This is a genomic window from Bacillus sp. ATD (genome assembly GCF_050585765.1).
Lineage (GTDB): Bacteria > Bacillota > Bacilli > Bacillales > Bacillaceae > Bacillus > Bacillus stercoris.
Map to the genome: position 1 here is coordinate 382087 of NZ_JBOBQH010000003.1, position 23916 is coordinate 406002.

The 23916-nt window shown below is 43.8% G+C and carries 24 protein-coding genes; 5 read left to right on the plus strand and 19 right to left on the minus strand.

Annotation, left to right across the window (positions count from 1 at the left end):
* Window positions 1–7 precede the first annotated feature (7 nt).
* From mreBH to ACQXR1_RS10215, 3 genes are all read left to right on the plus strand, one after another.
* Window positions 8–1015: a cell shape-determining protein MreBH gene (gene mreBH, locus ACQXR1_RS10205; protein ID WP_003245743.1), complete on the plus strand. Its 1008-nt coding sequence runs from the start codon at window positions 8–10 to the stop codon at window positions 1013–1015.
* A 100-nt stretch (window positions 1016–1115) separates the two neighbouring features.
* On the plus strand, window positions 1116–1250 hold the full coding sequence (locus ACQXR1_RS10210) for a protein YkpC (RefSeq protein WP_003238865.1): 135 nt from the start codon (window positions 1116–1118) through the stop codon (window positions 1248–1250).
* 110 nt (window positions 1251–1360) lie between these two features.
* On the plus strand, window positions 1361–2593 hold the full coding sequence (locus ACQXR1_RS10215; protein WP_306646312.1) for an aminopeptidase: 1233 nt from the start codon (window positions 1361–1363) through the stop codon (window positions 2591–2593).
* A gap of 32 nt (window positions 2594–2625) precedes the next feature.
* Here ACQXR1_RS10215 and ACQXR1_RS10220 read toward each other — a convergent pair whose 3' ends face one another.
* Window positions 2626–3537 (minus strand): ketopantoate reductase family protein, encoded by a 912-nt coding sequence (locus ACQXR1_RS10220; protein ID WP_306289839.1) that lies wholly within the window; start codon window positions 3535–3537, stop codon window positions 2626–2628.
* 56 nt (window positions 3538–3593) lie between these two features.
* The gene (locus ACQXR1_RS10225; RefSeq protein ID WP_014663819.1) at window positions 3594–5216 is read right to left on the minus strand and encodes an ABC-F family ATP-binding cassette domain-containing protein; all 1623 of its coding nucleotides are present in this window, start codon (window positions 5214–5216) and stop codon (window positions 3594–3596) included.
* Window positions 5217–5396: 180 nt separating this feature from the next.
* Between ACQXR1_RS10225 and ACQXR1_RS10230 the strand changes: the two genes are divergently transcribed.
* Window positions 5397–5666, plus strand: coding sequence for a hypothetical protein (locus ACQXR1_RS10230; RefSeq protein WP_003232345.1), 270 nt, complete (start codon window positions 5397–5399; stop codon window positions 5664–5666).
* Between the two features lie 34 nt (window positions 5667–5700).
* Here the strand turns inward: ACQXR1_RS10230 and sipT are convergent, their stop codons facing one another.
* From sipT to ACQXR1_RS10310, 16 genes are all read right to left on the minus strand, one after another.
* Window positions 5701–6282 (minus strand): signal peptidase I sipT, encoded by a 582-nt coding sequence (sipT, locus tag ACQXR1_RS10235; protein ID WP_430772053.1) that lies wholly within the window; start codon window positions 6280–6282, stop codon window positions 5701–5703.
* Window positions 6283–6426: 144 nt separating this feature from the next.
* Entirely contained in the window at window positions 6427–8331 is a 1905-nt protein-coding gene (locus ACQXR1_RS10240; RefSeq protein ID WP_040083262.1) for a PTS fructose transporter subunit IIABC, read from the minus strand.
* 14 nt (window positions 8332–8345) lie between these two features.
* Entirely contained in the window at window positions 8346–9257 is a 912-nt protein-coding gene (gene pfkB, locus ACQXR1_RS10245; RefSeq protein ID WP_430772054.1) for a 1-phosphofructokinase, read from the minus strand.
* On the minus strand, window positions 9254–10009 hold the full coding sequence (locus ACQXR1_RS10250; RefSeq protein ID WP_227098498.1) for a DeoR/GlpR family DNA-binding transcription regulator: 756 nt from the start codon (window positions 10007–10009) through the stop codon (window positions 9254–9256). Before ACQXR1_RS10250 ends, pfkB begins: the two co-directional genes overlap by 4 nt.
* A gap of 279 nt (window positions 10010–10288) precedes the next feature.
* On the minus strand, window positions 10289–11482 hold the full coding sequence (gene skiZ / locus ACQXR1_RS10255; protein ID WP_430772055.1) for a sporulation-delaying-protein transporter subunit SkiZ: 1194 nt from the start codon (window positions 11480–11482) through the stop codon (window positions 10289–10291).
* On the minus strand, window positions 11479–12171 hold the full coding sequence (gene yknY, locus ACQXR1_RS10260; protein WP_136654521.1) for an ABC transporter ATP-binding protein YknY: 693 nt from the start codon (window positions 12169–12171) through the stop codon (window positions 11479–11481). The genes skiZ and yknY overlap by 4 nt, the downstream gene beginning before the upstream one ends.
* Window positions 12172–13305, minus strand: a complete 1134-nt coding sequence (locus ACQXR1_RS10265; protein WP_430772056.1) for an efflux RND transporter periplasmic adaptor subunit — start codon at window positions 13303–13305, stop codon at window positions 12172–12174. It lies immediately after the preceding gene.
* Between the two features lie 4 nt (window positions 13306–13309).
* Complete coding sequence (yknW, locus tag ACQXR1_RS10270; protein WP_430772057.1) at window positions 13310–14005, minus strand: toxin SDP protection protein YknW; 696 nt, start codon at window positions 14003–14005, stop codon at window positions 13310–13312.
* 113 nt (window positions 14006–14118) lie between these two features.
* On the minus strand, window positions 14119–15933 hold the full coding sequence (locus ACQXR1_RS10275; RefSeq protein WP_430772058.1) for an ABC transporter ATP-binding protein: 1815 nt from the start codon (window positions 15931–15933) through the stop codon (window positions 14119–14121).
* Window positions 15934–15944: 11 nt separating this feature from the next.
* Window positions 15945–17702 carry an ABC transporter ATP-binding protein gene (locus tag ACQXR1_RS10280; RefSeq protein ID WP_430772059.1) on the minus strand — a complete coding sequence of 586 codons (1758 nt, stop codon included), beginning with the start codon at window positions 17700–17702 and terminating at the stop codon, window positions 15945–15947.
* Window positions 17703–17925: 223 nt separating this feature from the next.
* Window positions 17926–18159 carry a molybdopterin converting factor subunit 1 gene (gene moaD, locus ACQXR1_RS10285; RefSeq protein ID WP_069838838.1) on the minus strand — a complete coding sequence of 78 codons (234 nt, stop codon included), beginning with the start codon at window positions 18157–18159 and terminating at the stop codon, window positions 17926–17928.
* Entirely contained in the window at window positions 18152–18625 is a 474-nt protein-coding gene (locus ACQXR1_RS10290; RefSeq protein ID WP_014663808.1) for a molybdenum cofactor biosynthesis protein MoaE, read from the minus strand. Before ACQXR1_RS10290 ends, moaD begins: the two co-directional genes overlap by 8 nt.
* Window positions 18625–19146 carry a molybdopterin-guanine dinucleotide biosynthesis protein B gene (gene mobB / locus ACQXR1_RS10295; RefSeq protein WP_430772060.1) on the minus strand — a complete coding sequence of 174 codons (522 nt, stop codon included), beginning with the start codon at window positions 19144–19146 and terminating at the stop codon, window positions 18625–18627. Before mobB ends, ACQXR1_RS10290 begins: the two co-directional genes overlap by 1 nt.
* Window positions 19107–20399 (minus strand): molybdopterin molybdotransferase MoeA, encoded by a 1293-nt coding sequence (locus ACQXR1_RS10300; RefSeq protein ID WP_430772061.1) that lies wholly within the window; start codon window positions 20397–20399, stop codon window positions 19107–19109. The genes mobB and ACQXR1_RS10300 overlap by 40 nt, the downstream gene beginning before the upstream one ends.
* 17 nt (window positions 20400–20416) lie before the next feature.
* On the minus strand, window positions 20417–21436 hold the full coding sequence (locus ACQXR1_RS10305; RefSeq protein ID WP_103748820.1) for a molybdopterin-synthase adenylyltransferase MoeB: 1020 nt from the start codon (window positions 21434–21436) through the stop codon (window positions 20417–20419).
* A 50-nt stretch (window positions 21437–21486) separates the two neighbouring features.
* Window positions 21487–22086, minus strand: a complete 600-nt coding sequence (locus ACQXR1_RS10310) for a molybdenum cofactor guanylyltransferase (RefSeq protein ID WP_069838842.1) — start codon at window positions 22084–22086, stop codon at window positions 21487–21489.
* A 135-nt stretch (window positions 22087–22221) separates the two neighbouring features.
* Here ACQXR1_RS10310 and cse15 point away from each other — a divergent pair, with 135 nt between their 5' ends.
* The gene (gene cse15 / locus ACQXR1_RS10315) at window positions 22222–23184 is read left to right on the plus strand and encodes a spore protein Cse15 (protein WP_430772062.1); all 963 of its coding nucleotides are present in this window, start codon (window positions 22222–22224) and stop codon (window positions 23182–23184) included.
* A 39-nt stretch (window positions 23185–23223) separates the two neighbouring features.
* Here the strand turns inward: cse15 and rok are convergent, their stop codons facing one another.
* Window positions 23224–23808 carry a transcriptional regulator Rok gene (gene rok, locus ACQXR1_RS10320; RefSeq protein ID WP_014663802.1) on the minus strand — a complete coding sequence of 195 codons (585 nt, stop codon included), beginning with the start codon at window positions 23806–23808 and terminating at the stop codon, window positions 23224–23226.
* Window positions 23809–23916: the final 108 nt, after the last annotated feature.

Sequence of the window (23916 nt, forward strand, 5' to 3'; positions counted from 1 at the left end):
TGAAAACATGTTTCAATCAACTGAAATTGGGATTGACTTAGGAACAGCTAATATACTTGTTTACAGCAAAAATAAAGGGATTATCCTAAATGAACCATCTGTTGTCGCAGTGGATACAACGACAAAAGCAGTGCTTGCAATCGGAGCTGACGCCAAAAACATGATCGGTAAAACACCGGGGAAAATTGTGGCTGTCAGACCGATGAAAGATGGCGTGATCGCAGACTATGATATGACAACTGATCTGCTAAAGCACATTATGAAAAAAGCCGCAAAAAGCATCGGCATGTCGTTCAGAAAACCGAACGTAGTCGTTTGCACACCGTCAGGATCAACAGCGGTAGAACGCCGTGCCATCAGTGATGCGGTGAAAAATTGCGGCGCGAAAAACGTTCATTTAATCGAAGAGCCAGTAGCAGCCGCCATCGGAGCAGATTTACCGGTTGACGAGCCGGTTGCCAATGTGGTCGTAGATATCGGCGGAGGGACGACAGAGGTCGCTATCATTTCCTTCGGCGGCGTTGTTTCCTGCCATTCTATTAGAATCGGCGGAGACCAGCTTGATGAGGATATCGTTTCTTTCGTCCGGAAAAAATACAATTTACTGATCGGCGAACGTACGGCTGAGCAGGTAAAAATGGAAATTGGCCATGCTCTGATTGAACATATACCTGAGGCAATGGAAATTCGGGGACGCGACCTCGTGACGGGCCTTCCAAAAACCATTATGCTTCAATCCAACGAAATTCAAGATGCAATGCGCGAATCTCTCCTGCATATTCTTGAAGCCATCAGAGCGACACTTGAGGACTGCCCGCCTGAATTAAGCGGAGATATTGTCGACCGCGGCGTTATTTTAACAGGAGGCGGCGCGCTTCTTAATGGAATTAAAGAATGGCTTACAGAAGAGATTGTCGTGCCTGTACACGTGGCGCAAAACCCGCTTGAATCTGTAGCAATCGGCACAGGCCGTTCTTTAGAAGTGATTGATAAGCTGCAAAAGGCAATTAAATAGTCTGCCCTTGCATAAATCTTACACGCGGCAAATTTCTTGCTTCTTTTTTCCTCACTTCCTTCATATTGTGGGAAATGGAGAAACGTTAAGGAGGAAACCGATGCTAAGAGATTTAGGAAGAAGAGTAGCGATCGCAGCCATTTTAAGCGGAATTATTCTTGGGGGCATGAGCATTTCTTTGGCAAATATGCCCCATTCGCCTGCAGGCGGCACTGTAAAACTGAATCATCCATAGTATTGAAAAACCCAAGACATGTCGTTTTGGGTTTTTCACTTTGGCCTCCTTCTTTCCTTTATAGGATCATATTTGATATGATGAGAAAAAAGCTTGAGGAGGAATGGTTTATGGATTCATTTTCACAGAAGTTAAATACATATGCACAACTGGCAGTAGAAGTCGGTGTAAATGTTCAAAAAGGCCAGCATGTAGTCGTAAATGCTTCAACAGACGTCCGGGATTTTGTCCGCTTAATTGTAAAACACGCATATGAAAAGGGTGCAAAAAACGTCACAGTGAATTGGCAGGATGACGAAGTCGCCAAATTAAAATACGAGCTTGCGCCGTTTGAGGCATTTGAAGAATATCCTGAATGGGAAGCAAAAGGCAGAGAAGAGCTTGCCAAAAATGGAGCTGCTTTCATTTCTGTTGTGTCGTCAAATCCAGACTTGCTAAAGGGTATAGATTCTAAACGGATTGCGGCATTCCAAAAAGCTGCAGGAAAAGCATTACATACATACAGACAATATATTCAATCAAACAAAGTCAGTTGGACTCTCGTAGGTGCGGCATCAGAGGGCTGGGCTCAGAAGGTGTTTCCTGGCAAATCAAAGGAGGAAGCCATTCACCTTCTGTGGGAAGAAATTTTTAAAGCGACGCGCGTAAACGAAGACAATCCAGTTAAGGCGTGGATCAAGCATGACCAAAATCTTCATGAAAAAGTTGATCATTTGAACGAGAGACATTACGCTGCCTTACATTATCAAGCAGAAGGAACTGATTTAACAATTAAGCTGCCTAGAAAGCATGTTTGGGCAGGTGCAGGAAGCGTGAATGAAAGCGGCCATGAATTTATGGCTAATATGCCGACAGAAGAAGTATTCACGCTGCCTCAAAAAGACGGGGTTGACGGAGTAGTATCAAGCACAAAACCATTAAGCTACGGCGGAAATATTATTGAAAATTTCACTCTCACGTTTAAAAATGGCCGTATAATCGACATTAAAGCTGAAAAAGGTGAAGACATTTTAAAAGAACTGGTGGAAGCAGATGAAGGTTCTCACTATTTAGGTGAAGTGGCACTTGTTCCTTACAATTCGCCTATATCACAATCAAACATTCTTTTCTATAACACGTTGTTTGATGAAAACGCGTCAAATCATTTGGCGATCGGAAGCGCCTATGCCTTTAATATTGAAGGCGGAAAGCAGATGTCTCGTGAAGAGCTTGTCAAAGAAGGCTTAAATGAAAGCATTACACACGTAGACTTTATGATCGGTTCAAAGGATATGAATATTGACGGAATTACGGATGATGGAAAAAGAGAACCTATTTTCCGAAACGGAAATTGGGCTTTTTAAATAAATAAAAGGAGGCTTTTCGCCTCCTTTTTTTATTTTTCTGCTTCATACATTTGCAGATTAGCATAAACGGTTTCTAATACGGGTGCCGCGAGAGATAAACGTTTTGCTTTTTCAAGCAAAAATCCATGCAGGTGGTCACCTTCAGTCGTTTGGCCGTTTTCCATATCCCGAAGCATGGAGGACTTCATATGATAAGACATGCTTGTCATCGTACGAAAGCTCTCTTCCTCAAGATCCGGATCAGCCGGAACGCCTTCTTTTCGTAAAACAGCGCCAATTTCCCCAATAAGAGTTTGGGCCGTGTGACGTCCGCCTTCTGTGTCGAGAATCGGGCCAAGCGGTCGTTGAAATAACGTTGTAATCCCCGCTTGCGCTGCAATAAAGAGATACTTTTTCCAAATGTCCTTCTCGATATGCCCGCTAATGATGACTTCAGCCTTCACGCTTGAAAATGCCTCTTCAAGCGCTTTTATTCGATCCGTACGCTCTCCGTTCCATTCTCCAAATACAAAACGATGCGATGCACTCGTATGATGAATTTCTCCTCTGTTGTCTAAAGCACTTTCTATAAAACACAGGCCGCCCAGCACCTGTTCTTTTGAAAATGCCGCGAACAGCTGCTCATAGTGGCGGTACCCGTTTAAGAAAGGGATAATGACAGATTCCTGATGGATAAACGGCTTGACATCGTTTATCACCTGATCAAGCGAGTATGCTTTAGAAGCAATGATAACGACATCAAATTGCCCGGTTTCTCCGGCACTGATTAATACGGGCTGAAACGATGCATCCCCTTTTTCACTGTGGATGACAAGCCCGGTTTCTTTAAGCTGCTGAGCTCGTTTTTGGCGCACGAGAAATGTCACATCATTTCCTTTCTCTGCAAGCCGTCCGCCAATATACCCACCTACTCCGCCTGCTCCGACGACTAAAAATTTCATGTTGTGGTCCCCTTTCATAATGATGTATCAAAAAAAGCAGAGAAATCTCTGCTTTTTTATTCCGCGTATAGTTCAGCCAATTTTTTCTGCACATCAGTATTTTCAAGGAACTCGTCATAGCTCATTTGCTTATCAACGATGCCATTAGGTGTAATTTCTATAATTCTGTTGGCAATGGTCTGCACAAACTGATGGTCATGCGAAGTAAACAGCATAGCGCCTTTAAAGCTGATTAAGCCGTTATTGAGCGCTGTAATGGATTCTAAGTCTAAATGGTTAGTCGGCTCATCCAAAATTAAAATATTGGCTCCAGAAAGCATCGCTTTTGACAGCATACAGCGGACCTTTTCTCCCCCGGAAAGTACATTTGCTTTTTTGTGGACTTCTTCTCCGGAGAACAGCATGCGTCCTAAGAACCCGCGTAAAAAGCTCTCACTTTGGTCGTGCGGAGAATATTGGCGAAGCCAGTCTACAAGATTCAGATCACTGCCTTCGAAATATTCACTGTTGTCTTTTGGAAAATACGCTTGTGATGTGGTAACACCCCATTTAAACGTTCCGCTGTCAGCTTCCATTTCCCCGGAAATGATTTTAAACAGTGTAGTAACAGCAAGTTCGTTCCGGCCAGTGAAAGCAATTTTATCTTCTCGGTTCATAATGAAGCTGACATTGTCAAGCACCTTTACGCCATCGATCGTTTTTGTTAATCCTTCCACCTGAAGAACATCATTTCCGATTTCCCGTTCCGGCGTGAAGTTAACGTAAGGATAGCGGCGGGAAGACGGTTTAATATCATCCAGCGTGATTTTTTCGAGAAGTTTCTTCCTTGATGTGGCCTGCTTAGATTTAGACGCATTGGCGCTGAATCTAGCCACAAACTCTTGAAGCTGTTTAATCTGCTCTTCTTTTTTCTTGTTCGCTTCTTGAGAAAGCTTTAACGCCAACTGGCTTGACTCATACCAGAAATCATAGTTTCCGACATAGATTTGAATTTTATTAAAATCAAGGTCGGCAATGTGCGTACACACTTTATTTAAGAAGTGACGGTCATGGGATACGACAATAACTGTATTTTCAAAGTTAATCAGAAACTCTTCAAGCCACTGGATTGCCTGAAGGTCCAAGTGGTTCGTCGGCTCATCAAGCAGCAGAACATCCGGCTTGCCGAATAATGCCTGTGCCAAGAGAACTTTTACCTTCTCCGAACCGCCAAGGTCTTCCATCTTCTTTGTGTGCAGGTCTTCTGAGATACCAAGACCTTTTAAAAGGATCGCCGCTTCACTTTCCGCTTCCCATCCGTTCAGTTCCGCAAATTCACCTTCTAGCTCGGCAGCGCGAATCCCATCCTCATCTGAGAAATCAGGCTTCATGTAAATAGCGTCTTTCTCCTGCATAACTTCATAGAGGCGCTTGTGACCCATGATGACCACTTTCAGCACTTCATACTCTTCGTACTCAAAATGGTTCTGCTTCAAGACGGCAAGACGTTCGCCAGGACTCATATGCACGTCGCCTGTCTGAGGCTCGATTTCGCCTGAAAGCACCTTTAGAAACGTTGATTTACCGGCACCATTTGCACCAATTAACCCATAGCAGTTGCCTGGGGTAAATTTAATATTAACATCTTCAAATAACTTGCGATCCGCAAACCGCAAGCTTACATTATTTACAGCAATCATTTATTATCCTCCATCATGTCTATCATCAATAAAAGTATACCATGAATACAGGGCAAGAGAAATGATTCCCTGATAAAACAGAGAGAAAACACTTATACACCCAATCCTGCCAGCTGTGTTACAATTAAAGAGAGAGAATGCATCCGCCTGGAAAATTACACACTCTCATGGAGGAACACGTTGAGGCTTTTAACACTTACTGAATATTGCTTATTGATCTTTTTTACGGGCTTTTACCTTGCCGTAACAGGCTTTACCGCCAAGGATATCGGCTTATACATAGGCATAGCCCTTATTTACATATTTTCGCACATTTTTTCTAAACGACTTTTAGAAAAGCGCGGAAAAGAGAACAAACAGGTTCACCTTTTCTTCAGTGTGCTGGCCATTATCGGTTCAGTGTTCATCACAGTTTTATGCATTGCATTGGTCGCTTCTTTTTCAAAATAAAAACGCCTGCTGTCCAAAGGCCAGCAAGGCGTTTTTATTTTGTTTGACGCATTTCGTTAAACGGGAAAAAGACAAACTTCGATGTGCCGACAATTCGATCTTCCGCAATCAGTCCCAATCCGTTTCGGCTGTCCATAGAATTCAACCGGTTATCTCCCATGACAAAATATTTGCCTTTCGGAACCTTAACCGGCCCAAAATCGCCTGTCAGACTGACACCGAGTTTTTCTGCTTCCTTCTTGTTTTTAGACAAGTAAGGCTCGGCTACTTTTTTGCCGTTTATATAAAGCGTGTCATCCTTCATTTGAACGGTTTCTCCAGGCTTTCCAATCAATCTTTTTACATAATGGATTTTAGAAGTCTCACCGTTGATAATAACGATATCTCCGCGCTTCAGTTCGCCGATATAGTTGACTGTTTTATTTACAAACAGCCTTTCTCCGTCATGTAATGTGGGATACATAGATGAACCTTCAACTAAATACGGTTCAAACAAAAAGTGACGGATCAGGAGAGCCAGCAGAACAGCGATGACAATCGCTTTACCCCATTCCAGGTACGTATTGGTTTTTTTCTTCACCGTTTTCTCAGTATTCGTATTTTTTTCCTCGGTCAAAGTGTTTCCTCCTAGACGATTGCTATATCAGTTGATTCTCTTCTTTTACTTTATCATAAAAAAGAATAAATTACATAACTTAACCCGCTCCCTGCCTGTCGGATAAGAAAAAGCGTCCTTTTCGAATCAAGGACGCTTTTTTTCTTATTTCTCTGTAACAGGTTTTTTGACAATACCGAGGATAATTGCCATCACGACAGCACCGATTACGATACTTAATAGGTAAAGCATCGGATGGTTTGTAATGAAAGCTACGAATACTCCTCCATGAGGCGCCGGAAGCGTTACACGGAAGAATTCAGTCAATCCGCCGGCAACAGCTGCACCGATTACAGCAGCTGGAATGACGCGAAGCGGATCAGCCGCAGCAAACGGGATCGCTCCCTCTGTTACGAAAGCAGCACCCATGAAGTAGCATGTAATACCAGCTTCACGGTCACGCTGAGTGAATTTGTTTCGGAAAATGGTTGTAGCAAGTGCGATACCAAGCGGAGGAACCATACCGCCGGCCATGATTGCCGCATGAGGCGCATAGTTGCCTGCATCGATCATCGCGATACCGAACGTAAAGGCTGCTTTATTAAGCGGACCGCCCATATCGATCGCCATCATACCGCCCAAGATAATCCCCATCAATACTAGGTTTCCAGTACCAAGGCTTTCAAGCCAGTTTGTTAAGAAATTCATAAATGCTGCTACAGGTGTATTGATGACAAATTGCATTAATACGCCAGTGATAAAAATACCGAACAGCGGATAAATCAGTACAGGTTTTAATCCATCAAGTGACTGAGGGATAAAGGTAAATGCTTTTTTCAGTAAAATCACGACATAACCGGCAAGGAATCCGGCAATTAAACCGCCTAAGAATCCAGCATTCGCTTGAGTCGCCATGAATCCGCCGACCATACCAGGCGCAAAACCAGGACGGTCTGCAATACTCATTGCGATAAATCCAGCAAGAACAGCCACAATTAATCCTAATGCGTTGTCACCGCCGATAAACTTAAGAGCTGCGGCAAACGCGTTGTAAGTAGGATCTTTCGGATCAGCAGAATGAATTCCCCAGAAGAATGAAATCGCAACGAGGATACCGCCGCCGACTACGAACGGAAGCATGTTGCTGACACCGCTCATCAAATGCTTATAAAACGCGTTTCCGATTCCGCTTCCAGACTTGCCTCTCGCTTCATCTTCATCGTTTGAAGCTGAAGAACCGCCGCTGCCTTGATAAATCGGGGCATCTTGGTTCATCGCTTTTTCGATCAGTTCCTGAGGGCGTCTGATACCTGCCGTTACAGGAACTTGAAGTACGCGCTTACCTTTAAAGCGTTCCATTTCAACCTGCTTGTCCGCTGCGACAATGATTGCAGGTGCATCTTCAATTTCTTGGGCAGTCAGCTTGTGCTTAATGCCGCTTGAACCATTTGTTTCGACCTTAATGTCCACGCCAAGCTCTTTCGCTTTCTCTTTAAGGGCATCCGCAGCCATGAATGTATGGGCAATACCTGTCGGGCATGCAGTAACCGCTAAAATCTTTCCTTTTCCGGCAGGTGCTGGTGCCGCTTCTTCTTCCTCTTCCTCTTCGTCATCATCTTTATCGTGCTGATTAATAATGTCGATGATGGCATCTTCTGACTCAGCTTCAAGGAGCTGCTTGCGGATTTCTTCACGCATTAACAGCGTGGAAAGTCTTGACAATGCTTCAAGGTGAGTATTGTTTGCGCCTTCAGTCGCCGCAATCATGAAGACTAAGTGAGCCGGCTGGCCGTCTAATGATTCATAATCGACACCGTCTTTAGAACGTCCGAACGCGATCGCCGGGTTGATAACGCTAGCCGTTTTCGCATGAGGGATAGCGATTCCTTCACCAATACCCGTTGAGCTTTGGCTTTCGCGGTTTAAAATGGCTTCTTTATAGGCTTGTCGGTCATTTAACTTACCAGCCTTATCAAGAACAGTGACCATTTCGTCAATCACATTTTCTTTTTCTTTGCTCTCAATATTAAGCTTTATCGTATGCTTTGTTAAAAGCTCAGTTATTTTCACTTGTGTTTCCTCCTCTATAGACGTGTGACCTTAACTTCAGGAAGAAGCTGCTGGACAAATTCTTCTGTTCCAAGTTCTTCAGAGAACGCGGTAGCACTACCTGAAGTAACCCCTAAGCGGAATGCTTCTTCAAGCGGCAGCTGTTTGGAAATTCCGGCAAGGAAGCCTGCTACAACGGAATCTCCTGCTCCGACTGAGTTTACCAATTTCCCCTTTGGCACGTTAGCAAAATAAACTTGTTCGTTCGCAAACAAAAGCGCTCCGTCTCCTGCCATTGAAACGATTACATGTTCAGCGCCCTGTTCTACCAGCTTTTTCCCATAAGGAACAGCTTCCTCAACAGAGGTAATGGTCGTGCCGAACATTTCTCCAAGCTCATGATGGTTTGGCTTCATCAAAAACGGTTTCATTTCTGTCGCTTTCAAAAGAGCCTCTCCTGAGATATCCAGAACAACTCGTGCGTTCTGCTGTTTGCAGGCCTCTGCGATTTTTTCATACGTATCGTGAGGAAGTGAAGATGGAATACTTCCTGCAAGAACAACGATGTCTCCCTCTTCTAAAGATTGGAACTGCTCTAAAAAGGCTTTGAAATCTTCATCCGAAATTGTCGGTCCCTGCCCGTTAATTTCAGTTTCCTCACCCGTTTTCAGCTTTACATTGATACGGGTATCCCCTTTTACTTCAGAAAAAGCTGTTTCCAAATTTTCTTCCCGCAAAAATGTTTTGATATATTCTCCGGTAAATCCGCCGACGAATCCGAGCGCTTTAGACGGTACATGATGTCTTTTCAGCAGTCTCGATACGTTGATGCCTTTGCCCCCTGGATACTTGGTATCATATGCAGAACGATTCAGGCCTCCTACAGTAAAATCTTCAACGTGAACAATATAATCGACAGATGGATTAAGTGTTACAGTGTAAATCATGGTTTCACTACCTTTACGACAGTTTTTTCTTGGTAATTATCGAATGTAAGCTCTTCAGCGTCAGTCGTAATGATTGTTGCGTCGCCTATTCCGGCAAATGCCGAAAATGAAATTTCTCCGAACTTCGAAGGGTCTGCTAAGACGTAAGCGTGTTTTGCCTGTTTGATCGCTTTCTGTTTTAAAAGGGCCTCATCAGGGTCCGGCGTTGTGAATCCAGCCTCTGTATGCACACCGTTTGTCCCCAGAAAGCTCTTGTCGAATCTGTACTGGTCCATGGCAATCAGTGAAGCGCCTCCAATAACCGCGCCCGTTCTGTGCTTTACGTATCCTCCAAGCAGATAAAAAGAAATTTCTTTCCTTATTAATGCATCGATATGCATCACCCCGTTTGTGACAACGACAATATCTTTGGTTTTATCCATAAAATCAATCATGTGCAAAGTCGTCGTGCCTGCATCAAGGTAAATGCAATCCCCTTCTTCTAAAAGAGAAGCAGCTTTTTCAGCAATCTTCAATTTGTCGTGAAGGTTTTTGGATGATTTTTCAAGCATATCAGGTTCAAGTCTGATATCGGAAAGCTTGGCCGCTCCCCCATGAACACGCTTTAAAAAACCGCGTTCTTCAAGTGTCGATAAATCTCTTCTGATTGTTGATTCAGAAGCATTTGTCAGATTTATGAGCTCTTGAATCTTTACCACATCATGCTTTTCTATTTGATCAATAATCAATTGATGCCGTTCAGGAGTTAGCATGCTTCACCTCCTAATGAAAACGTATTCATTTTGAATACAATTTCATTGTAAACGCTATTTTCAGTTTAGGCAACTAAAATCATTCAAATTCATTCAATAACTATCAAAATCTTTCACGTTTATCCATATTAACGTATGTCTATAGGGTTTGTAAACTGTAAATTCGACAAAAATAAGGACAATTGTACGACATTTTCTTCTTATTTTAATGAAAAAAGTCTTTTATATTCATAGTAGAAATCACTACACATAAAAAAACCTCATGCATGTTGCATGAGGCTACTCATAACGCAGCGCTTCAATCGGATCAAGCTTTGCGGCTTTATTTGCAGGAAGCATGCCGAAAATAACACCAATGAGCATACTGAACAGCACGCCCCCGCATACAACCTCCCAGGATATGAGTGACGGCCAGCCCGCAATGGCTGAAACAAGCGCGGCCCCTCCGTACCCAATACCAATCCCGATCAGGCCGCCAATCAGCGTCAATACGACTGACTCAATTAAAAACTGAGTCAGGATCTGTCCCCTTGTCGCACCGAGTGATTTTCTGATTCCGATTTCCCGCGTCCGTTCTGTGACTGATACAAGCATAATATTCATGACACCGATTCCGCCAACCAATAGAGAGATGCCCGCAATTGAACCGATAATCGTCGTCATTATTGCCGTTACTTTGCCAATCCCGGCCGCAATCTCTTCCATGTTCATCACTTGATACGAATCCTCTGTGCCATGATTGTCATTTACCAGCTGTGTCGCTTCTTTCCCAGCCGATTTTATATCGTCTGCTGATTCAACCTGCAATGATACGTTACTGAAATCACTTGTACCAAAAGAGGATTTCATCATATTAAATGGTACATACATTTCACTTAAATCGAAAGAAAGCAAGCCTGTTTCTTTTTTCAGCACGCCGATAATTTCAACGGGCTGTCCGTTTATCCAGACAACTTCACCTAAAGGGGAGTTTTTATCGAACAGCTCTTCAGCCATCTTTTGAGAGATGATTCCGACTCTATTCCCCGCGAGAAAGTCATTGTCTGTAAAGGTTCTGCCGCTTTCGATTTTCAAAGAATTGACATTCATGTATCCATCATTTATTCCGTTAACCGTAGCATCGGTTTCCTCTTCATGATAACGCGCTGTCATACTTTCAGAAGTCGAGGCAACGACTTGTTTAATGCCTTCTATCCCTTTTAAATCTTTAATATCGTTTTCTGTAAACGTAGATTCAGCTGCAGCGTTCGGATTGCTTGCAAGCTCTTCGTCGCTTGGCATATAGTATAGCTCCACTGTATTTCCCGGTCCGCTGATCGACTGCTTCAGCATTTGCTCACCGCCCTGCCCTACCGCAACGACAACGATGACAGAGCCTACACCAATGATAATGCCGAGCATTGTTAAGATCGAACGCATTTTATGGGCAAGGACAGAGCTTAGAGCCATTCTGATGTTTTCTAACAGGCTCATTCCCCCACACTCCTTTGGCCTGAGCTGGCAGGAACAATATTGCCGTCACGCACCATAACAATCCGGTTCGTGCAATCTGCAACTTCGGGCTCGTGTGTAACAAGAACGATTGTCGTTCCTTCGGCATTTAAAGCTGTAAACTGATCCATAATCGCTACGCTTGTTTTCGTATCCAGCGCGCCGGTCGGTTCATCAGCTAAAATTAATTTGGGCTCATTCACGATCGCCCTCGCAATCGCCACCCGCTGCTTCTGCCCGCCCGACAGCTCATTGGGCATGTGGAGCATTCGATCGGCTAACCCGACCTTTTCCAATGCTCTCTCAGCCCTTTCTTGACGTTCTTTTTTGCCTATCCCGGAATAAATCATCGGCAGCTCAACATTTTTTTTTGCGTTCAGCCGCGGAAGAAGCTGAAATTGCTGAAATACAAATCCGATTGACCGGTTACGGACTGCCGCCAGTTCTTTATCTTTATATGAAGAAACGTCCTCGCCGTCCAATTTATACGTACCGGAAGTCGGTCGGTCAAGACAGCCGATAATATTCATGATCGTCGATTTCCCTGATCCTGACGGTCCCATAATCGAGACATATTCCCCTTGATGAATGTCCAAATGAATAGAATGGAGAACATCAAATGTTTCCCTGCCGATCTGGTAGCTTTTTCGCACATTAGAAAGCTGAATCATTTAAGATTTCACTTCCATTCCGTCAGTCACCTGATCAGATGGATTCAAAATGACTTGATCATCTTGGGAAAGCCCCTCTTTAATTTCTGTCAGATCATCTGTCACTTCGCCGATTTTGACATCAACTCGCTTTGCTTTTCCGTCTTTTGCTGTATACACATAATATTGGTCATCTTCTTTTTTGACTGCCTTTGAAGGAAGCGTATTTGCTTTTCGCTTATCGGTTTCAATATTCATGATAAATTTAAAGCCTGGCTTTCCTTCAGGAAGCTTTCCTTTTATTTTCACTTGAAGCGGGTATTGGACCGCCTGTTCTGTTCCTTGTGCCGCAGCGCTTTCCTGCTGATCAGGAACAAGTCCGACTGCGGAAACCGTGCCTTTCCATGATTTATCCTGGATAACATCTGAAGTGAGTGTGACCTTCTGGCCTTTTTTAACTTTCAGTGTATCGTATTCAGACAATTTCCCTGAGACGACGAGGTCTTTGGGGTTGCCAATATGTATGACAGGCTCTTGAATATCTGACTTTTTGGATGCCGCTTCTTGGTTGACAGAAATAACGGTGCCTTCAATTTCACTTTTCACTTCTAAATCTGACACCCGGCTGGCAAGTGACTGCCGCTGAAGCTCGGTTTGTTTTAATTCGATCTCAGCTGTTTTTTTCTGCATTTGAAGCTCTGTCCGTTCAGATTCGATTTGTTTTTCTGCTTCTTTCTTCCCAACCTGTTTCGCCAGATCTTTTTCTTTATTGTCTAACGCTTTTATCTTTTCTTGAGTTTGTTCAATTTGAAGCTGGTTCGATTCAGCGGTCAACTGGTTCTGTTCTTTTTCCAGACTCAGCTGCTCATTTGTATAGGTGACTAAAGTCGTGCCCTTTTTAACTTTGTCGCCTTCCTTCACTTTAATGTCTTCTAATGTCCCCTTATCAGCTTCATAAAAGACATACTGTTCATTTGAAAATTTAAGTGTGCCGGGAACCATAACCTTTGATGAGATTTCTTTTTCTTCAAGGCTTCCCGTCTGTATCTTCTTGCCGGCGCTGCCGCTTGTTGGAGCGGCAGACCGGTATACATTTATTCCAATAAAAAGAGCGACTATAACGGCGATGCCAATTCCGATCCAGACTTTTTTCATGAACTTATGCACCCGCCACAGAATTAATTAAACCTGAAAAGAGCGAAAATACAACTAAAATTCCGAATAGAATGATTGCTGAAATCCATCCGGCTTTTTTGGAGATGCCTCCCGTTTTGTGAAGTCCGATTGCTAATAATACAAAGCTCCAGATGCTGAAAATTTCAAAGGTATTTAACACGCTGGCAAGAGCCCCGTCAGATTGGGTAATCCCTGCCAGTGACGTCGTGCTGTAAAGAGGATTCACGTCAGTCGTAAAAGCAACGATTCCGTTCACCAATAATCCGAGACTGCTAATTAAAGAGACAAACAAACCGAGAGAAAGCATTTTTTTGTATGTCGTAACACCGCCTGATGCTTTTACACAGAGCCAATAAATAAGAGGGGCAATAAATAATGCTGCGATACCTCCGATAATTGCGCCTGCCATTCCGCCAAATTTGGTTATTGTTGCGACAGCCTCCATTTGTTCAGCTGATAGCCCTTGCGTATCCTGGCTTTTCAAAAGCTCACTATAATCCGTACCGAGTGATTGCAGCACAGCACCGACGATGATAATTGCTGCGACAATCAAAAGCGGTCCCCATACAGCCGGCCTTTCTCTTATTCTTTCAAATTGAACAGATGGACTTGTGATCACTCCAAAAAGTGAAGGCTTTTCAGCCGACGTTCCGCTGTTTTTTTCTACATTCGTTTCCATTTCAAAACCTCCTTGAGAATATCTATCCAATAGTACGGGAAGGATATCAAAAAGTTTCATGTTTTTCTAATGAATTTCCAAAAGCCTTCAATTTATACTGAAGGCTTTTCATATTATTCTATCGCTGTTCTGTATTGCGCTTTCACAAGCCCGGCATACACGCCTTCTTTAGCGAGCAGCTGCTCATGGTTTCCTTCTTCTATTTTCTTGCCGTGATCAAGAACAATGATGCGGTCGGCATCGCGGATCGTAGACAATCTGTGGGCAATCATCACTGCCGTGCGCCCTTTCAGTAGCGTTTTTAGGGCCTGCTGAATTTTCACTTCCGTCTCTGTATCAATGCTTGCCGTTGCTTCGTCAAGGATGATAATAGCCGGATCGGCGAGCAATGCTCTTGCAAAGGAAATGAGTTGACGCTGACCAGCAGACAGTACGCTGCCCCTTTCCTCCACCTCTGTTGCGTATCCTTCTGCTAAATCGGAAATAAACTCATCCGCTCCGACCGCTTGGGATGCTTTCATCACCTCTTCATCCGAAGCATTCGGCCTTCCAAAACGGATATTTTCCATGATGGTCCCGGAAAAAATAAATGTATCTTGCAGGACAATGTTGATTTGAGAGCGCAGACTGGCAATAGAGAGATCCTTAATCGGTATACCGTCTATTTTAATGGTGCCTCCGGTCGCATCATAAAAACGGCTGATTAAATTGGCAATCGTCGTCTTTCCGCTCCCTGTATGCCCGACAAGCGCAAGCGTCGAGCCAGCAGGAATAGAAAAGGAAACGGCATGAAGGGCTTTTCGTTTTTCATCATACGAAAATTCAACCTCTTCAAAGCTGATCTGCCCATTTATCTTTTCATTATGAATGGCATTCGGCTTCTCCTTGACATTTGGCTGTTCGTCCAGAAACTCAAAAATCCGTTCTGATGATGCCATTCCCATTAACAGTTGATTATAGACCTGGCCCAGTCTCGAAATAGGTTCCCAAAACATCCCCAGGTAGAAAGCGAAAGAAACGAAGACGCCAATCGTAATGGTTTCATTCATAATGAGTGTGGCGCCATACCAAATCAAGACTGCCGTCCCAATCGCATTCGTCATTTCCACCAGCGGACGGAACATGGCATTTTTTTTAGTTGCTTCCCGCCATGATTGGTAGTTCTCCTGATTGACACCGTCAAAATACGCCATGTTTTCTTCTTCCTGCGTAAATGCCTGTGTGACCCGAATGCCTTGAATGCTTTCGTTTAGATGAGAGTTGAGCTTTGATTGCTTGAGCCGTACCGTTTGCCAAGATCGGCGTATTTTTTTTCTGAGACTTGTTGAAATAAAAAACATAATCGGCAATGTCACCATGATGGCTATAGTCAGCTCAGGGCTCAGCGTAAACAAAATAATAATCACGCCGGCCAGGAGAAGCAAGTCGGTCAATAAATTGATGACTCCGCTTGTAAATAGCTCCTGAAGAGAGTTAATATCATTCATGATCCTGACTAAGATCGATCCCGCCGACCGCTGATCAAAAAATCGGTGGGATAAGCGCTGCACATGTGTAAATAAATGCTGCCGCAAATCGAAAATGACATGCTGGCCAAGCTGATTCATCCACCTGATTCTTAACACATTGGCGGCGTAATTAAGGACATATAAACCGCTAATGACTAAAATGAGCTGAATCAGCAGCTCCGGGTTTCTCGCCGTAATCGCCTGATCAAGAACATAAACACCGATCAGAATGGGGATCACAAGCTTCACAGCAGTACCAATCAATACGGTGAGAAAAGAAAGCGGCAAAATGGTTTTTCGATATGGTTTGACATAGCTCAGCAGCCGCCACATTTGAGCCCAGTTAAACGGCTTTTCAATGATTTCATCTGAAGAGTAATAGAAACGCTCTAAAATCCCCTGTTTTTTCGCTTGTTTCATTTGGCCCCTCCCTATCCGACCTCATGCGGCTCATTCATCATTTTGACATCACGGTATTGCAAATCGTAAATCTTTTTATAGTAGCCTTCTTTTTCAAGAAGCTCATGATGTGTTCCCCTTTCACAAATGCGTCCTTTATTAAAAACGAGAATTTCATCGGCGTGTTTCAGTGAAGAAATGCGGTGAGCAACGATAAAGGTTGTGCGGTTTTTCATGACTTCTTTTAAGGCAAGCTGTATGCTGTGCTCCGTTTGCATATCTACTGCACTTGTGGCATCATCCAATATTAAAACGCTCGGGTTCAAACAGATGGCTCTCGCAATGGCAATACGCTGTTTCTGTCCGCCGGAAAGCCCCATTCCCCTCTCTCCCAGCATGGTGTCATACCCATCAGGAAGCTCCATGATAAAGTTATGGGCCTGCGCCCTTTTTGCTGCTTCGATGATATCTTCCATTGAAGCACCCGGCCGCCCATACGAAATATTTGATCGGATCGTGGATGAAAACAGGAAGGATTCTTGAAGTACGACTCCGATATTGGAGCGAAGCGTTTTTAATGAATAATTTGTGATGGGTTTGTGATCAATGGTAATCGTTCCGCTAACAGGGCTGTAAAATCTGGTCAGAAGCTGTGTCACTGAACTTTTTCCCGAACCCGTCGGGCCCAACAGTCCGATTACCTTCCCGCTGTTTGCCTCAAAGCTTACATTGCACAGCGCGCTTGTTTGTTCTTTTCCGTATGCAAGAGAAACATTTTTGAAATGGACATCTCCAGTTAATTTTTGTTTACATAAAGCAAGAGGATGATCTGTAATGTCTTCTTCTTTTTCCAGAATGTCGAGCAGGCGTTCACCTGATGCTTTTGCTTGAGAGAACATATTAATGACAAAGCCTAAGTTCATAATCGGCCACATCATATAATTGACAAGGCTGAAGAAAGCAACAAGTTCACCGGGATTGAGCTGATTTTGCATAACCAAGTATCCGCCGTATGAGAGGAGAGCTACAATACAAATGTTACCGATGAACTCCATTAAAGGGAAATACGCAGACCAGATGGATGATGTTCGTAAATATTGGGCTCTGTATTCCGCATTGGCTTTATTGAAAATACTGACTTGGAAGTCTTCTCTGGAAAGAGATTTAACCGTATTGATGCCACTGATATTTTCCTGCACTTTTGTATTGAGCTTTGCAAACGATTTGCGGATGCCTCTGAAGGCAGGATGGACTCTTTTATCAAACCGATATACCACAACAGCGAGAAATGGCAGAACTGCTATTGTCACGAGCGTGAGGGGAACAGAATAGTAAAACATAACCGTAAAGCTGATGGCGACCAGCAGGCCGAAGCGAATGAGCTCAGCGAGGCCGTATGATAAGAAAAAACGAAGCCCTTCAACATCAGCTGTCAGCCTGGACATCAAATCTCCTGTTTTCGCGTTATCATAATAAGAAAAAGAAAGCCGCTGCAGTTTTTCATACAGGCTATTTCTCAGTCGATAAACGGATTTGATTCCAAACATATCACCTAAATATTGGTGAAAAAAGGTAGCGGTTCCTTTCAAGGCCATTACCGCAATAAATCCCAAGCTGACCCATGCTGCAAGCTGATACTGCCTTCCCAGTACGATCTCATCAATCGTAATTTGCAGGATAATCGGATAAACGACAGTAACCGCAGTCATTAAAAGCATGGCTAGAAGCGACCACAAAAACACTTTTCGGTACGGCCAATAATACATTTTTAATCTTTTAAATGTCTCCATATCCAGCACCTTTCCAACATTTATCATCTTTACTATATCGATACCCGAAATAAAGTTCTATCATTTTTCAAAAATTCAGTCTAATTATGGAGTGAGTCTCTTACTTTATAGGGAGTAATATATGTAGAATAAACGCTTACAGAAAATCATTGTATGCTAGGGATACTTGGGGATATGCCAATGACATACAGAAAAACCGGATGGCTGAAATGCCGTCCGGTTTTCATCCCCCGCTGACCGGCGGTATGATGGCCACCGTGTCACCTGAAGATACAGAGGTATTTTCTTTTACATAGCTTTCGTTAACGGCAATCATAGCCGTATCAAGGGATTCAAGACCATATTGTTCTTTTAGGCTCGCTTTTATTTCATCTATGGTTGCTTGTTCCATATCTATTTCTAGTGCTTGTGTACCGGCCTGTTCAGCAAGCCCTGCAAATAAAAGTATTTTAATCATGCTGCTCTCCCTCGCTTAGGTCTGGTTTTCCATTCGGATAAGCTGTTGTTTCAAGCTGGTCGCCGATCCATTGCTCACCGTCTTCCCAAATTTCTTTTTTCCAAATCGGCACAATCTGTTTAATTCGTTCGATCGCATACTCATTGGCTTCATAAGCAGCTTTGCGATGGGGAGAAGATACAGCGATCACGACCGCTGCTTCACCGATATCCAGCACACCTATACGGTGCGTGATTGCAGCGGAAGCGCCTTCCCATTTTTCTTCGATTTCAGCTCCGATTTGAGCAAGCATTTGCACGGCCATTGGTTCATATGCCTCATATTCAAGCCGAACCGTTCTTTTTCCGTTTGTCCATTCCCGAACCGTGCCAATAAATGTGGTAATTGCCCCTGCTTCCCGTTTCTCCACTTTTTTAATGATGTCTTCAGTAATAATAGGTGTTTTCGTAATCTCAAACCGTTTCATTATGCAGATTCCCCCTTCAGCTGTGAAAGCACAAAATCCACGGCAACCGGATCATCCGCATGAAAAACGGGCAATCCCTGATGCTCTGTCATATGCTCTTTTTTCCTATAGATGATGGCGATTATATTTACTGCCTGCAGCGCTTCCAGATCTTCCTTTTCACGTAGGATGACCACTTTAGGATAAGGGGCATTTTTAAACCCTTCAATCAGAAGACAGTCTGTTTCGAGAAATTGATATAACTCGATCAGCCGTGCCAAATCCCAATTGCGGCGGACTGTCAGCTGTAACACACCAGCACCTTCTACCGCTGTCACATCAGCACCTGCCGCCTTGTAACGGTCCGTGTCTTTTCCTTCCGTGAACGTTTGCGGTTCACCGCCGTGACCATGATGCTTCAGGCAGCCCAAATGAGCCCCCTGTTCAGAGGCTTTTTCAAGAATACGCTCGATAAACGTTGTTTTCCCGCTGTTTTGAAATCCTACAACTTGGACGATTGGGAAAGGACGGACCAAGGCCACTCACTTCCATTCTCTTCTCTGATGAGCAGCACTTGAACCGTTCTGCCAGATTCGTAGCCTCTCGTCCCGCCTGGCAGGATAATGAAAGCATTGGCTTCTGCTAGTGACGTGACAGAGCTCGACTTATCTAACCCGACGGGTGTCGCCAACAGCTGCCCTTCCTGATGGTGCACAAGCGCACGAACAAATCGGGTAAACGGGTTCGGCTTCGGAAAATCTTTGGCCAGAACAGCTTCCGCACAAATCGAATGCGGTGTTTCATTAAACAGCCATGTCTGGATCATTGGCTTGACAAACAGTTCAAAACCGACATAGCATGCCGACGGGTTACCTGAGAGGCCAAACAGCAGCATATCGTTTGCATGCGCCACCGTTGTCACGCTGCCCGGGCGCATGGCAACTTTATTAAACAGCACGTCTGCTCCGAGTTTTTCATAGATCGCAGGCAAAAAGTCAAAATCACCGACTGACACACCGCCAGTTGTGATCAGGAAATCCACCTTTTGCATCGCTTCTTTCACTGCAGCAAAGCTTTTATCCAGCTCATCAGAGATTTTCCCTAAATAAAGCGGTATTGCGCCAGCTTCTGTCACTTGTGCATATACCATACTTGCATTGCTGTTGCGGATTTTCCCCGGTTCCAGTGGATCACTGACATTCAGCAATTCGGTACCTGTTGCGATAATCCCGACAACAGGCTTTCTCACCACAGGCACCGAAGCGTATCCGAAAGTTGCCAATAGAGCAGTCACTCCTGGTGTCACCCGGGTGCCCTTTCTTAGTAAAACACTCCCTTTTTGAGCGTCCTCACCTGTTTTTGAAATATTATCTCCCGGCTGAAAGCGGCGCTTTAAAGACATAAACGCCTTCCCATTCTCCTCAAAGGTTTGAGTCAGTTCAATCATGACGACTGCATCTGCCCCTTCAGGGATTTGCGCGCCGGTCATAATCCGCACGGCCTGAAACGGGCCAAGTTCTTTTTCAGATACTGACCCCGCTCCAATATGGTCAATGACTTCAAACCGAGTTGGGTTTTCACGTGAAGCTTCTGCCGTATCGCACGCTCTGACAGCAAAACCGTCGTATGGCGAACGGTCAAACGCGGGTACGTGGTGATCCGCAGTTATATCTTCGGCTAAAAATCGATGAAGGCTGTCTTCAAGCGCCACCCATTCTGTTTCACCTTGTTTTTGAAAATGGCAGACACGCCGAACTGCTTCGTCTACCGGTATCGGTGTTCTTTTCTCCAGCATTCTGACCCCTCCTGTTGTTACAATCCAATCACTCTTGCCAACACGGAATTGGCTTCTTTCACATCATTTGTTCCATGCACCAGTGCCCGTCCGTCATTGAAAATGACAATTCTGTAATCCTCGTAAAAAATATGCAGCAAAAACGAATTAGCCTCAACCTTGCCGATTTTCTTCAGCCGCTTAACGAGTTCCTGTTTCGGGATTCTTTTTAATGATTCCGACCTTACCTGTACTGTATCACGGCCGCATAGTACAGCGGCTTTCGGCGTGTTCCAATCCTGAAGATAGGGATATACCGCATTTGCTCCGCAAGACGGGCAATCCTCACGGCGTACATGATCAACGTTAATCTTCATATGCGAATTGTTCCAGACATCAAATGTCACAAAACCGCGCTGTATTGCTTCTATTTGGCCTGTTAACAACTTTAATGCCTCAGCTTGCTGATATGCTGAAACGATATGCACAGCCGGCGGAATAATGCCGGCAGTATCACACGTCGCCCCACCGACTGGAATTTGCTCAAACAAACAAGACAGGCAAGGGGTTTCTCCGGGAATGACCGTCATGAACATTCCCTGGCTGCTTACACAGGCGCCATAGACCCACGGTGTCTTTGTTTTCTGGGCAAGATCGTTTATCAGCATGCGGGTTTCAAAATTATCTGTCGCGTCGATCACGACATCTGCTTTTTCAATCAGCGGCTCTAGCGTTTCGGCTGTTCCTTCGGTAACATATGCTTCAATATGTATGTCGCTGTTAATTGCTGATAGATGCTCTTTGGCAGCCATGGCTTTCGGCATGCGGAGTTTGGCATCGCTTTCTGTATAAAGCTGCTGCCTTTGAAGATTACTCCACTCCACATAGTCACGGTCAATAATGGTAACAGTACCGATTCCCGCTCTCGAAAGCCCTTCAGCGCTTGCAGTGCCGAGCGCTCCCGCTCCGACAACCAGCACATGGCTGTCTGCCAGCCTTTTCTGACCCTCTTCCCCAATTTGCTTAAATCTGATCTGCCGTGAATAACGTTCCTCCATCAAACCTGTTCTCCTTATCTTTTATGTCATCTTATCATGTTATTGCTCCGTCAGTCCCGTCTGAAGGAGTTCAACTTATCGTCCAAACAGCTAAAATCATCGCGTGTATTAATATTGATAAACTCTGCCGGACTTGCTCCGATATCTTCAGCCTGTACGTAACAAACCGACATTCTGCCTAATAAATCTGATATTCTCAGTCTTTTCTCAGAAAGCTGATCGTATAGAACCGGCATGATACGTTTGTGGTAAATCGCAATCAATGGCTGCATTTGTCCGTCTGAAATCGGGACTACCGCGTCCGTATCGGCAGTCATCAGACGTTTGAGCTCCAGCATCGTCCTTCTTTGTATCAGCGGTGTGTCACAGGAAAGAACAGTATAAAGATCACCGTCGGTCTTTTTAAAAGCGGTATATATACCAGCCAATGGCCCCATGCCTTGAAATGGCTCAGCATCTTGATACACTTCATTTTCACCGTTTTCTTGAAATCTATCAATAAATTCGGGACGGCTGATGATAACCGTATGTTCTCCAAGTGCCTCTTTAGCGCATTCGTAAAGCATCCTGCCCTTCCATTTGACAAACGCTTTCGGTTCTCCAAATCGCCGCGAGGCTCCCCCTGCCAGCAGTACGTTTACATGCTTCATGTCATCTCACCTCTAGTTCGTTAAAAGCATAGCAAAAGCAAAGGCTCAACGCTACTGCTTGTCTGTTTATTAAAGAGGAATAGCTGTTCAGTATTTGCATATTGTAGTGTTAACATCATGAGGGAGATGGTTCGAATGAAAAGATCAGGTCCTTTTTTCCACGACGTGTCTCAGGAGAACCTTTATTTAAAATCCGAGCTTTCAAGGTGCCATAAGCTGATTTCTGAATTTGAAGCAAGCTACTTTCATCAGAAAAATAACAAATTGCTCAAAGAAAATAACGATATGAAAGAAAAACTCCAGCAATTGACTGCCGAATTAACACAAATGTCAACAAAAGAAAAACATGCCTCTCACACCAGCCAATCTCTGCACCAAATAAGAGCTGAACTGCTTGATAAAATCGTTGTTTTACAGGAGCTTCTATCTGCTGAAACCTATAAACGCAGAGCCGAAATCGAAGAAAAACATAAGCTTCATATTGCTAAAATCAAAATCGAAGAAGAAAATAAAAATCTTCATAAACGTATCAGTCAACTTCAGGCCTCTATTGAGCAGGAGCAAAATGCACTGCTTCAGGCAAAACAGCAAGCCGAATTGATAAAAACTGAAAACGGGCGTCTAAAAGAGCAAATGGTAGAAAAAGAATATCAGCTACAACATATTAAAATAGAAGTTGATCATATGAAAGATCGAATCATAGAAACGAAAGAAAGATTGCTAGACATCGAAAAAACGAAAGAAAAATTATTTCACGAAACTATTATATCGTATAAACGGCAGCTTGATGAAAGCGATGCCTGGATTGCTTCTCATTTTGCCGATATTGATGGCAACACGAAACAAAAAGAAAAAACAGAAGAAGCTCCAGCGGTCTACGCGCAGCCAAATCATGTAGAAACCATCCTTGAAGATGTCACCAAACAGATACATGTGCTTCAAAAACAGCTTACCCGCGCCCAATCATCAGACCAGGCCATGAGCCAAACAATCGAGGGGCTGAAAAACAGGGCCGCTGAAGAAAAGCCATATCAAAAGTGGGTGTATAAACTTAATCTTGAAAAAGAAAACAAACCTTCACAGAAAAAAACCAAATAAAAAACTGCTTGAGCAATGCCAAGCAGTTTTTCTGTATATTTATTCATTTGCAGATTCGGCTGATTCTGCAGTTTCGATTTCACCTTCTAAAATGTACTGGCCGCGATACGGCTTTTTCACTTCCGGGTACATTTTAATTAAGCTTTGCATAAACGTTGTCATATTAGGGATTTCAAGACCGCTTTCTTTTTCAATCTCTTTTTGAAGCTCGGAGCTTTTAATCGCCGCGTTATGGCGTTTTAATGTTTTAATGGCAGCTTCACGCAGCTTAGCTGCTTTTGATCCCGGTCTTGCCGTTCCTCTTCTTCTTCGTGTTGTTCCGTCTGGTATACCGGCAGGAAGAGAGGAAATAGATTGAAGCTGAGGCTGCACAGACTGCTGCTGTGATTGCGGCTGATAGCTTCTGATTTCCTGAGCCGCAAGCTCAGCGAGAACAGGCAAAGAGTCAGGCTTTTTTTCAGAACGGAAATCCTTTTTGATTTCGGAAGGGCTTCCATTTCTGTCCAGCTCTCTTAATTTTGCGTATATTTTATCACGTTCAATTTGATATTCACGAATGACTTTCACTTCAGCTTCATTTAATTGTTCTAACCGCAAGCGCAAAGCTTCTCTTTCATTAAACATTCCTCAATGTACCCCCTATCAAAATTAACATCTTTAATTAAGATATTAGATTACAAAAGTAATTTTATCAACTATTATTTTAGCATTTTACTATTATATTTACTCTAT